General features: G+C 30.7%; 17 protein-coding genes. 10 read left to right on the top strand and 7 right to left on the bottom strand.

Going from position 1 to position 16,358, the window contains the following annotated elements:
- Nucleotides 1–80 precede the first annotated feature (80 nt).
- Complete coding sequence (locus QZ143_RS01525; RefSeq protein ID WP_292880518.1) at nt 81–1,628, top strand: NERD domain-containing protein; 1,548 nt, start codon at nt 81–83, stop codon at nt 1,626–1,628.
- A 100-nt stretch (nt 1,629–1,728) separates the two neighbouring features.
- A complete protein-coding gene (locus QZ143_RS01520; RefSeq protein ID WP_292605371.1) occupies nt 1,729–1,908 on the top strand; it encodes a 4Fe-4S binding protein in 180 nt (59 codons plus the stop codon).
- A 37-nt stretch (nt 1,909–1,945) separates the two neighbouring features.
- On the opposite strand, the gene QZ143_RS01515 is transcribed toward QZ143_RS01520, so the two are convergent.
- On the bottom strand, nt 1,946–2,998 hold the full coding sequence (locus tag QZ143_RS01515) for an N-acetylneuraminate synthase family protein (RefSeq protein WP_292880515.1): 1,053 nt from the start codon (nt 2,996–2,998) through the stop codon (nt 1,946–1,948).
- Nucleotides 2,999–3,006: 8 nt separating this feature from the next.
- Nucleotides 3,007–4,671 carry a UDP-2,4-diacetamido-2,4,6-trideoxy-beta-L-altropyranose hydrolase gene (locus QZ143_RS01510; protein ID WP_292880513.1) on the bottom strand — a complete coding sequence of 555 codons (1,665 nt, stop codon included), beginning with the start codon at nt 4,669–4,671 and terminating at the stop codon, nt 3,007–3,009.
- A gap of 88 nt (nt 4,672–4,759) precedes the next feature.
- Here QZ143_RS01510 and hypD point away from each other — a divergent pair, with 88 nt between their 5' ends.
- The 3 genes from hypD to QZ143_RS01495 are packed head-to-tail and all read left to right on the top strand — an operon-like array spanning nt 4,760 to nt 7,834.
- Nucleotides 4,760–5,806: a hydrogenase formation protein HypD gene (gene hypD / locus QZ143_RS01505; RefSeq protein ID WP_292880603.1), complete on the top strand. Its 1,047-nt coding sequence runs from the start codon at nt 4,760–4,762 to the stop codon at nt 5,804–5,806.
- A gap of 4 nt (nt 5,807–5,810) precedes the next feature.
- Nucleotides 5,811–6,515, top strand: a complete 705-nt coding sequence (locus QZ143_RS01500; RefSeq protein WP_292880509.1) for a phosphoglycolate phosphatase — start codon at nt 5,811–5,813, stop codon at nt 6,513–6,515.
- Nucleotides 6,516–6,523: 8 nt separating this feature from the next.
- On the top strand, nt 6,524–7,834 hold the full coding sequence (locus tag QZ143_RS01495) for a TldD/PmbA family protein (protein ID WP_292880507.1): 1,311 nt from the start codon (nt 6,524–6,526) through the stop codon (nt 7,832–7,834).
- Nucleotides 7,835–7,850: 16 nt separating this feature from the next.
- On the opposite strand, the gene QZ143_RS01490 is transcribed toward QZ143_RS01495, so the two are convergent.
- The 3 genes from QZ143_RS01490 to glp are packed head-to-tail and all read right to left on the bottom strand — an operon-like array spanning nt 7,851 to nt 9,819.
- Entirely contained in the window at nt 7,851–8,099 is a 249-nt protein-coding gene (locus tag QZ143_RS01490; RefSeq protein ID WP_292880505.1) for a hypothetical protein, read from the bottom strand.
- Between the two features lie 8 nt (nt 8,100–8,107).
- A complete protein-coding gene (locus QZ143_RS01485) occupies nt 8,108–8,569 on the bottom strand; it encodes a GyrI-like domain-containing protein (RefSeq protein ID WP_292880503.1) in 462 nt (153 codons plus the stop codon).
- 26 nt (nt 8,570–8,595) lie between these two features.
- Entirely contained in the window at nt 8,596–9,819 is a 1,224-nt protein-coding gene (gene glp, locus QZ143_RS01480; protein WP_292880501.1) for a gephyrin-like molybdotransferase Glp, read from the bottom strand.
- A 72-nt stretch (nt 9,820–9,891) separates the two neighbouring features.
- Between glp and eif1A the strand changes: the two genes are divergently transcribed.
- From eif1A to QZ143_RS01465, 3 genes are all read left to right on the top strand, one after another.
- Complete coding sequence (gene eif1A, locus QZ143_RS01475; protein WP_292605355.1) at nt 9,892–10,233, top strand: translation initiation factor eIF-1A; 342 nt, start codon at nt 9,892–9,894, stop codon at nt 10,231–10,233.
- Nucleotides 10,234–10,262: 29 nt separating this feature from the next.
- The gene (locus QZ143_RS01470; RefSeq protein ID WP_292880499.1) at nt 10,263–11,036 is read left to right on the top strand and encodes a serine protein kinase RIO; all 774 of its coding nucleotides are present in this window, start codon (nt 10,263–10,265) and stop codon (nt 11,034–11,036) included.
- A 625-nt stretch (nt 11,037–11,661) separates the two neighbouring features.
- Nucleotides 11,662–11,904 carry an Ig-like domain-containing protein gene (locus QZ143_RS01465; protein WP_292880602.1) on the top strand — a complete coding sequence of 81 codons (243 nt, stop codon included), beginning with the start codon at nt 11,662–11,664 and terminating at the stop codon, nt 11,902–11,904.
- A 152-nt stretch (nt 11,905–12,056) separates the two neighbouring features.
- Here QZ143_RS01465 and QZ143_RS01460 read toward each other — a convergent pair whose 3' ends face one another.
- Together QZ143_RS01460 and QZ143_RS01455 are read right to left on the bottom strand one after the other, a co-directional pair.
- A complete protein-coding gene (locus QZ143_RS01460) occupies nt 12,057–13,511 on the bottom strand; it encodes a sodium-dependent transporter (protein ID WP_292880497.1) in 1,455 nt (484 codons plus the stop codon).
- A gap of 211 nt (nt 13,512–13,722) precedes the next feature.
- On the bottom strand, nt 13,723–14,481 hold the full coding sequence (locus QZ143_RS01455) for a TMEM175 family protein (RefSeq protein WP_292880495.1): 759 nt from the start codon (nt 14,479–14,481) through the stop codon (nt 13,723–13,725).
- 154 nt (nt 14,482–14,635) lie between these two features.
- Here QZ143_RS01455 and QZ143_RS01450 point away from each other — a divergent pair, with 154 nt between their 5' ends.
- Both QZ143_RS01450 and QZ143_RS01445 read left to right on the top strand, forming a co-directional pair.
- A complete protein-coding gene (locus QZ143_RS01450) occupies nt 14,636–15,148 on the top strand; it encodes a hypothetical protein (protein WP_292880494.1) in 513 nt (170 codons plus the stop codon).
- Nucleotides 15,149–15,450: 302 nt separating this feature from the next.
- Nucleotides 15,451–16,068: a KH domain-containing protein gene (locus QZ143_RS01445; protein ID WP_292880493.1), complete on the top strand. Its 618-nt coding sequence runs from the start codon at nt 15,451–15,453 to the stop codon at nt 16,066–16,068.
- Nucleotides 16,069–16,358 lie beyond the last annotated feature (290 nt).

The raw sequence follows: 16,358 nt of genomic DNA, 5'->3' as shown, positions 1-16,358 counted from the left end.
AAATTACCTTACTTTAGAAACATATATAATAAAAAAAATAAAAAAGTAATATCATAACAAGTAATTATAAAGAGGATAATATGAAAGTTGTATGCTGTAAGAACTGTGGTGCGAAATACCAACTCGATGATAACGACGACGTTACTACATTCGAGTGTTCTTCATGTGCAGGAGAGTTAGAATATTTAGAAGAGTATTCTGATGATAGCAAAAAATCCCGTTCATCTTTTATAGATTCATTCAGATATGATAATTCATATATTGTCCAATGTGAGGATTGTGGATTAAAATATAAAATTAAAAGTAGCGATAGCATACTTGATTATGAATGTGATAGTTGCGGAGGTTCTTTAAGATATCTTGATGATGATATGAATAAGGAACTGGACAATTATCTAAAAGAAAGGAAAAAAGAAGCTGCTAAATTCAGAGAAGAATCTAAATCAAAGTCTAATGATTCAACACCTGAAGAAACAAAAACAGAAGATAACCTATCCTTAAAATCATTTACTAATAAACTAGAAAACTTCTTCTCAGAAGAACATATGTTAGAAATAGCTGATGATGAGAAAAAACAGCAAGAACAAGAAAAAGAACAGGAACAAGCTGTTAGAACTGCTAGAACAACCATACCTCAAGCAGTCATGACCAAATTTGGAAAAGAATTTGCGGTTCCAAAAACAAATGATTATAACATCATGAAAAACTTCCTTAAAGAGGAATTCATGAAAGGAATCAACGAAACTTATCCAAAAATTGAAGAAAGCAAATCTAATGGGTCTTTTGGAGGTTTAATAGATAAAATTAGTATTAAAGAACCCGATGAAAGTGCTGAAGAATCAAATATTTCATTTATTGAAAATGGCGGACCTGAATTTAACATGCCGGATATGGATCCGAATACAACAATTCTTGCCATAGGTGCAGTCATATTTATATTAAGTGTAATTGAGATTCTCATTATCAACAGTGGAATTGGTATATTTACATTAATTATTGGCGTGGTTATCTTAATTTATGGATTTTATAAAACTCGTGATGTAAAAGAAGTAGAAGAAAGAACAAGAATTATTAGAGAACATTTATTAACCCTTCCTGATGATTACTATGTCTTCTACAATGTTAAAACCCCAACTTCATCATCCAGTATAAACCATTTAGTTGTTGGTCCAACTGGAATCTATGCACTTCTCTCACAAAAATACAATCCAAAACTCAGGTTAGAATCAGAAAATGAAAACTTGAACATGATTGGATCCAGTGAATTAGATGAAGACAAAATTGAAGAAGTAACCACTTCAGAAAACAAGAGCAAATTCAGGTATACAACTAAGCAAGCTAAATTTTCACAAGACAATAAAATTAAGCAAAAATCATTGAGTTTAGGTGAAGATTTAATTAATTTCCTTAACGACAACAATATCAAAAACTGTTTTGTTGAACCTTTAGTCGGATTTATCAACAATGAAGTTGTTGTAATCAATATGCCACTAACTGATGAGGACTTGTTTGTTGAAGAACTTTTAAATAAAATCGAAACAGGCACAATAAAATTGGATAGTGAAACAATTGACAAATGCGCTGTTTTAATTAACAAATATTCTGCAGATTGTTCTGCAGAAATTTAATTTCTTTTTTTATTATTATTTTAAAATCACTTAAAAAAATATCATATTTATATACTAAAAATCTAAATTAAATTATATAAATAAAATGGAGATTGAAAAAATGGCAGATATTACAATAGATATGGAAAAATGTGACCACTGCGGTGATTGTAGCGATGTTTGTCCTATGGAAGTTTTAGTACTTAAAGACGGCAAAATAACTATTAATGACCCTGATGAATGCAGTTACTGTGAAACATGTGTTGACATGTGCCCTAACGAATGCATTACAATAGAATAGGTCAAATATTTAAAAAAAAAACACCACATCACCAACATCATTGCAACATTTCAAAATCAATTAAAGTATCTTCCAAAATATCAACAGTTGCAACTTTTCCAATAACATCACCAACATCGGTTGGAGATATGCCAGTTCCTGGCCTTTTAAATGCAATATCTGATTTTTCGATTACTTTACCCTTAGCAATATCTTTTTTAGCCACAACAGATCTTCTTATTTCTTTTCTTGTAGCAGATTCACAAATCAAAGGTTGTTTATTGATGCGACCGCTAATTTTAGATAGGAAGTTTAAATTATCTTTAAATTTTAAAACATCATCAACATCCATTGCATGAGCATGGTCATTACCAGGTAAAGTCTTATCTAGAGTGAAATGCTTTTCCAAAATTACTGCACCATAATTATATGCTGTTGTTAAAATCATCATGTTTTCATCGGATTTTGTATGGTCAGAGTACCCAATTTCATAATCCGGGAAATTTTTGGCTAAATCTTTAATCATTAAAAGATTTGCATCCTCATAAAATGTAGGATGTGATAAAACACAATGCAAAATAGCTATATCTACAGTAGAAACCTCTTCAATTGCATCAATTGCATCTTTAATTTCTTTCAAAGTCGATGCTCCTGTTGAAAGCAATATCGGCTTATTCTTACTTGCAATATACTCAATGAATGGGATATTTGTTATGTCTGAAGAGGATATGGCATAAACATCCATAAACTCATCCAAATAATCAACAGCTTCAAAATCATAAGGTGTTGACAAAAACATGATTCCAACATCATTACAATAATCAGATAACTGTTTGAAATCATCACGACCAAATTTATCGAATTTTTTAAACAATTCAAACTGAGAATCAATTGGTTCGTCAGACAAATCCCAATAAGCAGGAGCATTTTGAGATATTATATTTTTCAAACTGTATGACTGAAACATTACTGCATCAACACCGCATGACTTTGCCTCATCAATCATAAGCTTTGCGGCATCAATGTCTGAAATCCCTTCTTTTTGAGCAATGTCAAAGAAATTAAATCCAACATCTGCAATTAAAAATGGTCTTTTATTAAAAATATTCAAATTAACACCTATTTACGTAATTTAAACCGCCTATATTCAGCTTTAATAGTTGATGAAATATTATCAAATCCATTTTTCAAATCAATGGAGAGCATTCTTTTATTCATTTCAATTCTTTGATCAAAATTATTTACAAGACTCACAAATTGCTCGCCAATTTCCGTCTCGTCAACATTCACCCCAAGACCCAAGTTGATAAATCCAGTTGCTTCACTGCAAAAGACATGAGTAAGTTCCCTTTCATCCTGACTTAAGCAAATTGTTGGAACACCCAATGAACAGATATCATATGTTGTTTTTCCAGCGGAAGTAAAAATAATGTCTGCTTTAAAAATGAATTCGCTTATATCTGATACGTTAGTATAAACCTGAATGGCAGGATTTGATTCGATTTTAGATACAAACTCTTCTTTATTAGGATAATCCAATCCCAAAATAATGTTTATTCTACCTTGATAGTTAGTAGCCAAAATAGAATTCAATACCTTTCCGGTTAAGTTGTCCAAATCGCTTCCATCGAAAAATATCAATACATTTCTTACTTCATCAGTGATTATTTTTTGAGGTTGGAAATAGAATTCTTCCTTCAAGATATAATATTTATAACCTGAAAATATATTTTTCTGAGAGGAATCATGCTCATAGAGTGAATCAAATACAACATCGGCAAATTCACTGCCAACACCCAAATCTTCAAAGTTAACAACGAAATAACCTTCATTTTTTAATTTAAGAATATATTCCGAAGATGTGTCCAAAATATCATTAACAACAATTTGAGTATGGAATCTTCGTAATTTTTCAAATAACTCATCTTCACCATCGTAAACATCAAAAGGATAATTATATTTCTTTAAAATATCAATACCTAATGGATGATTCTCATCAATTAAAAATAGGATATCATGGAAAACGAATTTTGAAGCCATAGATAAGCATCTGTCAATATGTCTTGTTCCAATTTCTTCATATGCATTTACAATAATCGCAACCCTTTTCTTTTGAAGGTAATTTTCAGCAACAATCCAATCTTCCTTATTAACAATGTCGATACTTTCTTCCCTTGATAATTCAACCAAATCAATATTGGTTCCCAAACGTGAATCTTCATGTACAAATGATCTACGAGTAGCCAATATAGCTCCAGTTTCCTTAAATGACTTTGGCAACAACTCTTTTTCAACTCTTTTAATGTATAATGGGAAATATCTCTTGTTATTCTCATCATATCCCCAATTTAAATGCCTATCATCTACAACAGTAACAACACTATCTATTGAGAAGTCTTCAAATTTTTCAATAGTCTTGTCCAGTGTCTGTGTTTTAAGCAACGGAGAAGTAGGCTTTAGAGTTATTACAATATCATATTCATCAAAAGTTAATTTTTCTTTTTGAATCATTGCATTGTGAACAAGTGCATCCAAAGAAACAGGTTCTTCTTCAACCAAATTAGTATATCTAATCACACTTGCGCCAAATTTTTCAGCAAGCAATGCAATTTCAGAATCATCAGTAGTAACAACAACATCGTCAACATATTGGGATAGTTTAGCGGTTCTAATTGAGTAATATATTAATGGCCTACTGTAAAGTAAACGCATATTTTTACGAGGAATGACTTTAGAACTGCCCCGAGCCGGAATTACTACTAAAATTTTATTATTATTAAACATAACAATCCCTAGAATTTTACAACAAAATTTAATTAATACAATTAATATATTTATTATGTAATATTAAATCTTCGGTGTTAATATGAATATGAAAAATATGTCACAAGAATTATTAAAAAGAATAAAAGAATTATCCGCACCTGTGAAAATAATGCATGTATGTGGATCTCATGAACACACAATCATGGAAAACGGAATTAGAAGTTTGCTTCCGGATGAAGTTGAAATTATTGCAGGTCCAGGTTGTCCAGTTTGTGTCGTTCCATCACGTGAAATTGATGAAGCATTGGAACTTATCGACAAAGGAGTTACAATCACAACATTTGGAGACATGCTAAGAGTTCCAGGTTCTGAAAGGTCTCTTGCTGATGCTAAAGCTGAGGGAGGTGATGTGAGAGTAGTATATGGAATCAACAGAGCTATTGAAATAGCTGAAAAAGAAGACAACGATGTTGCATTCATATCCGCAGGTTTTGAAACAACCGCACCTACAACAGCTGCAGAATTATTAGCAAAACCTCCTGAAAATTTCTCAGTACTTTCATGCCACAGATTAATTCCACCGGCAATTGATTTTTTAATCAATTCGGGAGAAACAAGCTTAAATGCATTAATACAGCCAGGACACGTTTGTACAATTATTGGAACAAAACCATTCGAATACTTCTCAACAGACTTTGGAATCCCACAGGCAGTAGCCGGATTCAATCCATTAGACATATTGATGTCAGTTTATATGATTCTAAGACAAATTCATAATGAAACACCGAAAATAGAAAACGAATACAAAAGGGCAGTTCGAGAAGAAGGAAATGTCATTGCCCAGGACATGATTGATCAGGTATTTGATGTTACTTCAAGAGAATGGAGAGGATTTCCAAAAATACCTAATTCCATTTTGGAAATAAAAGATGAATTCAGTGAATTCAATGCCCGTGAAAAATATGACATTGAAGTGAAAGACGTTAATGAAGCTCCTAAAGGATGCATATGTGGACCTATTTTAAGAGGACTTGCACGTCCTGAAGATTGCAAACTATTTAGAAAAGCATGCAACCCATTACATCCAATCGGAGCGTGTATGGTAAGTAAAGAAGGAACCTGTAATATTGCACATAGATATTCAAGACAGTGATAAAATGACAATAGAAGCGATTGCAGTAGATATTGATGGTACAATTACAGATGAAAAAAGACAAATTTGCATTTCTGCAATTGAAGCATTGAGAAAAGCGGAATCAAATGGGATTCCCACCATCATCGTTACAGGAAATGTTGTAAATTATGCTTATGCAGCAGAAGTATTAATCGGATGCAGCGGAGGACTAGTTGCTGAAAATGGTGGCGTTGTTTTTAAAGAAGGAGAAAACAACAATGCCGTCGAGACAATGGTTGAAAGGGATTTTGTAACATCCGCAGAAAAACACCTGAAAGAGAAATTGGGTAAAAAATTCGACAAACATGCATCCCATGACAATATGTATCGCTTGACAGAAACCGTATTCTACAAAACCTTGGCCAGAAGCGAACTTGAAGAAGCACTGAAAGATTTTAAGTACATCGATCAATTAGAATTATACGACAGCGGATTTGCTCTCCACATTACTGATAAAAGAGTTAACAAAGGAACTTCACTTAAATATTTATGTGAAAGGAATGGAATCAACATGGACAATGTCATGGCCATTGGAGACAGCCAAAACGATGAAGACTTTTTAAAGCAAGCAGGTTATAAAATAGCTGTCGGAAATGCAGAAGATAAATTAAAACAGATAAGCACATATACCTGCGAAAATAAGTTTGGTGACGGCGTAGCTGAAGCTATTGAAAAATTTGCCCTATAAGTGATAATATGATTTATGAAATAGCCGAAAAAGCAAAAAAAGAAGTTGAAAACAATTGTGATGCTTATGAAATTTATGTTGATGAATCCAAACTAATTGAACTGGATTCTAAACAGGACGAATTAGATTTTGCAAAAGAAGAAATTGAAGCAGGAATAGGAATTAGAGTAATAAAAGACAATAAAATTGGTTTTGCATTTACTTCAAACCTCAATAAAATTTCCGAAACCGCAAAACAGTCAATTGAAAATACAAAATTAAACAAAATCGATGAAAATTATTCCTTCGCAGAAGTGGAAAAAGTAAAAGATGTCAAAAAAGTTTATGATAAAAGATTTAACGACCTTGACCTGAATGAATCCGTAGAATTGCTAAAAAGTGTAATATCACAGGCTATCGATAGCGGATGTGAAGTTACGGAATCTGGTTTTTCTGCAAGTGCTGGAAGGTCATTAATACTTAACTCAAACGGTGTTTCAATAGAAAATAACGGAACAGGATTTGGAATCTCATTATCTGTGACCATTCAAAAGGATGGTGAAGTTGCAACAGCATATAATTCCGCATCATCAAGATTTTATGATTTGGATGGTGAAAAATTAGCCAATGAAGTATGTGATTTGGCCAAAAGTTCCCTAAATTCAAAACCTATTGAAACAGACAATTATAATGTTGTTTTAGATTATTATGCTGCTACAGGACTTCTTCAAACATTCATCACAGCATTTGATGGGGAAAATGTGGCAAGAGGAAGATCAATATTGAAAGATAAAATCGGCAGCGAAATAGTCAATCCATCATTGAGCATTATTGATAACCCATTATTGGAAAAGGGAATGAATACAACAAGATGTGATGGTGAAGGAAGCGTATCCGAAACTACTGAATTGATTAAAGACGGTGTTTTAAATTCATTTATATATGACATCTACACAGCAAATAAGGAAGGTGTAAAAACAACATCAAATGGATATCGAGGAAGCTATTTATCAACTCCAATGATTTCCCCATCAAATCTTGAGTTCAAATTTGATGAAATGAAAGATTTATCCGAAATTAAAAAAGGAGTGCTGACTACCAGCGTACTTGGAGCGCATACTGCCAACCCAATTTCAGGAGACTTTTCAGTAGAAGCAAATAACGCATTCAAAATAGAAAATGGAGAAATTACCGAACCAATCAATAAAGCAATGATTTCAGGAAATATCTTTGAAATCATGAAACAAGTAGAAGGATTAAAATCAGAAATCAAGCAATACGGTTCATTTATTCTTCCAAAATTATTGGTGCATGATTTAAGAGTGGTTGGTCAAAATTAAAAAAAAGAGAGAAAATTTAAATTTTCTTTAACTTTTCTCTATACCTGTCAACTGTGGAATTGCTGTAGTCGATTGTTAGATATTGCTCAGTCAATTTTTTATCAATGTCAAAATCTTTTATCTTTTCATTTACAAGACTGTCAATATCAGCATCCAATTTTTTTAGCTGCTTTTCAAAAGCATATTCCGATTTTCTCATATTTAAGTTGGATTTTCGAGCAAGCTTTTCGACTTCCTTATCCAAATCCAATTCTTTTTTAGACATATCATCACCTACATTTCTATAATAGGCAATTGTATTTCGGTAATGAAATCTTTTTCATCATCACAGTTGTAGAAATTCTTGATTAAAACTTCTTTTGGAGAACCTATTATATCATAATTATTAGTTTGAGCAACTTCAACCAATTCGGCATAGGTATCCATAATATTTTCAGTTGAGCCATAGTGCATTCCACTCAAAACCTTATTTTCAATCATGTCTACAACACGAATTCTATCAGTTTCTTCAGCATCCTGTTTAATTGGAATACTTACATCATAAACCACGTCGCCCTGGTTTACTTCATGTCTTGGTGAAAAGTAAACAATGAATGGATCACCATCTGTTTCAATATCTTCAGTATCAACCCAATCCATCAATATAGAAAGAAATACACCTAAATCTTCGATTGGGGTTTTACAGTTAATAACACCCAACTTTTGTTCTGGAATTACTTTTACTTCATAATCCATAATTACACCTACATAAATTTTATAATCTAATTAAATAAATAAACTTCTACTTCTTCACCTTCGTCAACCAGTTCCACCAATTTTGGAATTTTTACATAACCATCGGCAGTTGAAAGTGAAAAGATTGCACCTGAATCTTTAAAAATTGGCTGAATATTCTCCCCATCAACTTTTACAAGCTGATATTGCATCCTTCCGACTTGCGAATGGATTCTTTTTGTGATTTTGCCTTTAACAGTTTCAAGTTCAAAGTCTTTTTCAATGCCGGCAAGTTTTGTTAAAGGTTCAGCTACAAATGCATTGAATATCATCAAAGCGGAAACAGGATTTCCCGGAAGGCCAATTACAAGTTTCCCATCAATGACTCCAACAATTGTCGGTTTTCCAGGTTGAACTGAAATTCCATGAATGTGAACTTCACCCAGCTCATCCAATACATGCTTTAGGACATCTCCAAGACCTGCAGAGGTTCCGCCGGAACAGAACAATATATCCACTTCATTTAGGGAATCTGTGATTTTCTGCTTAACTTCATCATAGTCATCTCTCATGACACCTAAAAATTTAGCATCAGCACCACAGGAAACGGCATCGTTTTTAATCATTCCACCGTTTACATCATAGATTTTTCCATATTCAAGCTCTTCGCCCTGAAGAGTTATTTCATTACCAGAAGATACTATGCCGACACTCGGTTTTTTATAAACTTCAATAGTTTCAAAGCCCTGCGAAAGCAACACTCCAATTTTACCAGGATTTAAGAAATCGCCTTTTTTAAGAATAAGGTTTCCCTCTTCAATGTCAGAACCTTTACGGGCGACATCCTGTGAAGGTGTTACAGTAGTTAAGAGATTAACCTTATCACCCATTTTTTCAGCATATTCCACCATCAAAACAGCATCTGCACCTTCAGGCATAGCCGCACCAGTACTAATTTCAATACATTTTCCTTTTTCAACCTTTTTGTCGGTTATGGCACCAGCCTCTAAAAAATCAATGACTTCCAAAGTATTTGGTGATTCTTCAGAAGCTCCAAAACTATCCTCTGACAAAACAGCAAATCCATCCTTTAATGCTTTATCAAATGGTGGAAAATCCATTCTGGAATAAACATCCCCATACAAAATCCTGCCGTAAGCTTCGCCAACATCAATTTCTTCGCTTTGGGGCTTTAGATTTTCATCAAATAATTCTTGAATAATATCAATTGCCTCTTCGCATTCCTTAATTTTTAAAAATTCAGTACCCATAGTATTCACTTTATATAAAATCCAATAACTTAATATATAATATCTTGATAAATATATAAATAATTTAATCTTATGCTTAAATGCTATTATATTTTTGGAGGAGAGTATTTGTCTAAACCTAATCAAAATCAACAACAAGAATACAGAAGAGTGAGGACTCCTAAAAAAGGAGAAATCCCTGGAGTAGTTGAACAAATCATGGGACATGGAAAATTAAAAGTCCGCTGTGCTGATGGAAATATCAGAATGACCAGAATCCCTGGAAAAATGAAAAAACGTATTTGGATTCGTGAAGGAGACGTAATCCTTGTAAAACCATGGGATTTCCAATCTGATGAAAAAGCCGATGTAATTTGGAGATACACAAAAACCGAATCAAATTGGCTTGAAAGAAAAGGCTACTTAAAAATGTAAGCCTTATTAACTTATTTTTTTTGATTTAAATGGATCCTAAAGTAGCTAAAGCTGACGCCAAGCATGAAAAGTTACATTCACAAAAAAGAAAAAAGGACAATTCCGAGAGAAAAACCGGGAATGAAATTTTTGATAAAATTACTTTAGAGACATTATACAAGCTAGCTAATCAGGGATACATTGATGTTTTAAATGGTGCCATAAGTACCGGAAAAGAAGCCAATGTACTTACAGGCATTACCGATGATGAAAAGTTTGTGGCCGTTAAAATCTATAGGATAGCCACTTCTGATTTTAAAAAAATGGATTATTACCTTAAAGGTGATCCAAGATTTAACGTTAAAACCAAAAATAAAAGAAAAATTATTTATTCTTGGGTTACAAAAGAATTCAAGAACCTAACCAGATTATACTCTGCAGGAGTTAATGTTCCAGAACCGATTACAAGCTCCAATAATGTGTTACTCATTGAATTTATTGGTGATGACGAAGGAAATCCTGCACAACCAGTTAAAAATCAACCTCCACAAAATCCGGAGGAATTCTTCAATAAGTTATTGGTTCAATTAAAATTATTCGTGAACGAAGCAAAACTGGTGCATGGAGACTTGTCCAATTATAATATCCTAAATTTAAATGAAAAGCCTGTGATAATTGACGTATCCCAGTCAGTAGTTCTTGACAATCCCATTTCAAAAGAATTGCTTGAACGTGACATTAACACATTAGTAAGGGAATATACCAAATTAGGCGTTAAAACCAATTTTGATGAAATTTGGGAATATGTTAATCCGAAGTTTTAAATACATCAATAAGAAATCGGAAAAAATCAACGAACATTAGACATCACCCCCAAAATGCCAATGATGAAGAGATTGCATATGCTGAAAACAAATTTAAAGAATCCTAAAATAAGTGCTAAAATTGATAACTAATCTAAACATTAGCAATAACCAATGCAAAAATAATTTTTTAGAAAATACGAAATATTTTGCTCCAATTTATAATTAAATATATTCAATTGTCAAATAATTTTGTAATTTTTTGAATATTTAATTTCTTTTTAAATTTTTTTGTTCAAAATCGCATTTTATATAATTTTTATCTATAAGTTTATTTTTTTATAGAAAATTTTTTTCTGATAAAAGCATTAATTTGAAAGTTATTAATTTTATTTTATATATTTGTTAATAATTTTTAATAATAATAAAGTATTATAAATAATATTTAATTCAATTTTAATTTAGAATATTTAATATTATAAAGAAATATATTACATTATATTATCATTTACACATTTTTTTATGACAATACTTAAATAAAATTCAATATTTTAAATAAATTTATATACCCTCTGATTTAGAATAATATATACGAATGTTTAAAATATTCTAAATTTTTTAATATGCATGGAGGAATAATAAAAAGATAGTAAAAGCTAAAAAAACAGTTAAAGTAACTTTGAAAAATGCAAAAGGAAAAGCCATTAAAGGCAAATATGTCACCTTAAAAATTAAAAATAAAACTTTCAAAGCTAAAACCAACAATAAAGGTGTGGCTACCATTAAAGTGAACTTTGCTAAAAAAGGCAAATATACTGCATTAGCTAAATTTGCAGGAGACAATACCTACAAAGCTATTAGTAAAAAGGTTAAAGTTGTCATAAAATAAATTTTAAAATGTTTTGAGTTTTAAACTCAAAACTCTCCCTTTTTTTAATTGATTACAAATCCATCATATCAATGAAAATCAACCTGTTGACTACACTTTTACCAACAGGCCAAAGAATTCATCGATAATCGAAATTTTTACAGGAAATATACTCAATGATGTTCTTTGTTGATATTTGTAAAAATATAGCTCAATATTAACACAACAACAGAAATGATTCCATAAACAATTAATTCAAAATTATTTGAATTTAAAAGTAAATGATATACCCCAGTAATCCACATGAACAATAAGAATAAAGGCAATACATATTTAAGTACAAATAACCATGTTTTTCCAACTTTAACCCTATCATTTTCATTCAATATAGGAATAACGCCCTCAACATCATAGAACCATGTGAATATTATACATTGAATTACAATTAAAAAAAGAATGCAAAATCCTGTAATGAAACTATCGACAATCCCCACCATATAACTGCTAATTCCTGTTGTGAACAATAATGAAAGTATACAACCAACTATGGACCATACAGTTACTGTTTTTTTACGAGACCAATTGAATTTATGGATTGATGAATTAATCATTGGTTCGAATACTGCAACAGCAGAAGATATTCCGGCAAATAATATCGCTACAAATAATAATGGAGCAATTATACGGGCAATAGGACCCATAATATTAAAAATCATTGGAAAAACAACAAATACCAAACCAGTACCTTCACTTACCAATTCAACCATTGGAGTTCCGGAAGTATAAGACATATATCCTAGAATAGAAAATATTCCAAATGCAGTACATACCTCAAATACACAATTTGCAAAAACCACAATCAAAACATTGTCAGTTAATTTTGATCCTTCAGGCAAATAACTTGCGTATGTTAATGAAATGGACTCTCCCATGCTTAATGAGAAAATAATTTGTGAAAAAGCAGCCAGCCAAATATTAATATTAAAAAGCATTTGCCAATCCGGTTTCAATAATGCATTTATTCCTATGCCCGCACCAGGAAGTGTTAATGCGAAAACAATAATAAAAGCCATTATACAAAAAAGCAAAGGCATTAAAATTTTTGAAGCCCTACCTATTCCATCGTTTAAATCATTATGTGAGATATACCAGACAAAAATCCATACAATTACCATTGAAATAGTTGTTGGAATTATGAAACTTGCCATATTAGATAAATTTGAGCTCCCACCAACATTTTTTACAAAATAAAGTGCAGAATCCGCTCCCCAGCTAAAATTAAAACTAGCACCCAAATATACCAAATCCCAACTTATTATAACCACATAATAAATTAAAACAAAATAGATAATTAAAACTAATGCCCAGGACACATACTCCAATTTAGGATTAATGCTTTTTAAAATATTGGAAAATGAATCCTTATGTCTAAACCCAATACCATATTCCAATACAAGAAATGGTATGCCCATAATTAGAATTGCAATCAGATATGGTATAAAAAATGTTCCTCCACCATTGGAATAAACCACATAGCTATAACGCCAAATATTTCCCAATCCAACAGCCGCACCAATCATGGCTAAAAGAAAAGTAATTCTTGAATTCCATTGACTTTGATTATTCATTAATCTTGCACCGATTATTTCTTTCTTTTAAAAATAATATAAATATATTGATTAATATTCACAAATTGTTGTAGACATCCATAGCCAACCTAATACCAGTTAAAAAAAAAGTATGAAATGTGAATTATTGTAGATTATCAAATAATACACTAAAAACAATGCATTTCCACATATCATTTTTGTTAAATACAATTATATTAAATGAACATCCTCATTCACCATAAATGCTTTTTCGAATATTGTCAACAAACTCTTTTTCATCATCCGTTAAATCAACATTTTCCAGACTGTCTTTGCTTATACGTTTCATACGAATTACAGATACGAAAACTAAAGTTAATAAAAAGGATAAAACACTCAATAATGGAGATATGAAAGCCAATCCAATAGATATTAATGAAGTGCCAATCGGCGCCAACAAGATATAAAACAATGTTAATATGACCCCTTTAACATATAATTTTAAATTAGGCAATTCAATTCCATCATTCTGAAGAGAGTTTTTTATTTCATCTTTTTTATCGAAATATCCCTTAAAATTATTCCTAATTAATAATATAAATATCAATACGTATAATAAACTAATAACTAGTACCAATAATGAAAAGAATAAGTTTACATTAGTATAATTGTAGAACTTAAAAAGAAATCCTGTTGCAAATGGTATTAAACAAACAGAAGCCATTGTAAGTATGTTTAAGGTTAATATACCATAGCTTATTTTATTAAAATTAAAAAGAATGACAGTATTTTCCCAGAAATTATAAACAATATAAAAACTTATGAAATAAATTAAAATGGACGGTGCCAGATAATTTATAAAATATTCGTTCAAAGCAACACCAGATGATATTTCCGCTACTGTTGGAACCGCAAATTCCAAAACAAGAATTGTCATAGCGATTGCAAAAACACCATCAGTAATGGCAGCATGCCTATCAGTTAACTTATTAAAAATATTATTTGCCATCAATAATAAATAATGAATTTATTTTATTTAAGATTATGTAATATTAAGACATTATTCACTTGAAAAAATATATTCCAATCATAAGGTTATAAAAAAATATATTAATATATATAATATAAAAATTAATTTATCTAAATAAAATATAGGTGAAATTATGAGTTTTGATGAACAAAAAGCAAAATTTTCAGTAAAAATCGATGAACAAAAAGCAAAATTAGAAGAAAAAAAAGCACAAGCTAAAATCAACCATGAAGAAAGAAAATTAAAAATGAAAGCATCCTATGCTGACAAAAAAATTGAAGGACATCTTGAAAAAGCCATTAAAATAATCGATAAAGTGGAAGATGATGCTGATAAAGAGATTACTAAATTATTAGATGCTGTTGACAAGGAAATTGTAGAAGAAGACGAAAAACCTATCGAATTCATTTTATTTAAAGCAACAAATAATTTAGAAGAAATCTTATTGAAATATGAATTAAAAATGCAAAAAGCTAAAAATGATTTAATTAAAAATCTTGAAAAAGATATGGAAAGAGTAATCGAATTAGCATCTATTGAAGAAGATCTCGAATTTTTAAATGAAGAAATGGATGAAATTTCAGATATCTTAGATCAAAAAATTGCAATTGAAAAACAAACCCTTAGCTTAAAATCTAAAGAATAATTAATTTTAAAGGAAATAATGTTGAAATTTTATTTCAACTATTTCTTTTTTATGACCAAAATCTCTTTTTTTACAGAAATATCAACCAATTTTAAATATGGCTATTGCATCTTTTCAGTTATAACTAAAAGAGTATGGATGCAAACATCTTTTCAATACCAACCCCCTTAATTCCAAATTTCATTGACTAACTTCAACACAAAGATTTGAAAACAATGAAACTCTAAAATCTAACCACTTTTTTAGAAATTATTATATAAAATAGATTAAAAAAATATTATTAACTAAAAAAAGGTGATATTATGCCAGAAACAGATTATTTGAAAATACCTCAAAATAGAGTAGGAGCATTGATTGGAAGCAATGGTAATGTTAAAAAATCCATTGAAAAAGCTACCGGAACCATCCTAGACATCGATAGTGATGAAGGCACAGTTTATATCACACCTAGAGAAGACATGGAGGATCCATTAGGAGTATGGAATGCAAACCATATTGTTAAAGCAGTAGCCCGTGGATTTAATCCAGAAGTTGCACTTAAATTAGTTAGTGATGACATTTATCTTGAAGTAATTAGCTTACCATTATATATTGGAAAATCAAAAAAAGCCCTTGCAAGACATAAAGGAAGAATTATTGGAAAAGATGGAAAAACACGTGAAATAATTATGGAAATGGCAGAAGTTGACATGGCAGTGTATGGTAAAACCGTTTCATTTATTGGTGAAATGGAAAACATCATGATTGCTAAAGAAGCTGTTGAAATGATTTTAAATGGTTCCAGACACAAATCAGTTTATGGATTCTTAGAACATAAAAAAGAAACATTAAAAATGAAAGAATTCAAAGACTTAGTTGGAATCGAAGACGATAAAATCGAATTTAAAGATGGAATCGAATTTGACGAAAAAGATTTTTAGGAGTTTGAACTCCTAACCCTATTTTTTAATTTATAACACCAATAACATTCACCAAATTAGGAGTTGACCACTTACAATATTACATTGTATTATTCACTAGCCACACTGGAAATTTCATTAATAATACCAATACAATTTTCAGATTCCTATCCAAAATTTAATTGGAACTAATAGTATATTATCAAATCAATTTTAATGAAAGATACATGTAAAAATAACATTAGTAATAGCAAACTATTATATACTTTAACCAAGATATATAGATAACATAGTGTAAATACTATATTTTT

It is taken from the genome of Methanobrevibacter sp. UBA188, from assembly GCF_905234905.1.
Lineage (GTDB): Archaea > Methanobacteriota > Methanobacteria > Methanobacteriales > Methanobacteriaceae > Methanocatella.
The sequence above is the reverse complement of the archived record's forward strand: the minus strand, read 5'-3'. Positions and strand labels throughout refer to the sequence as shown.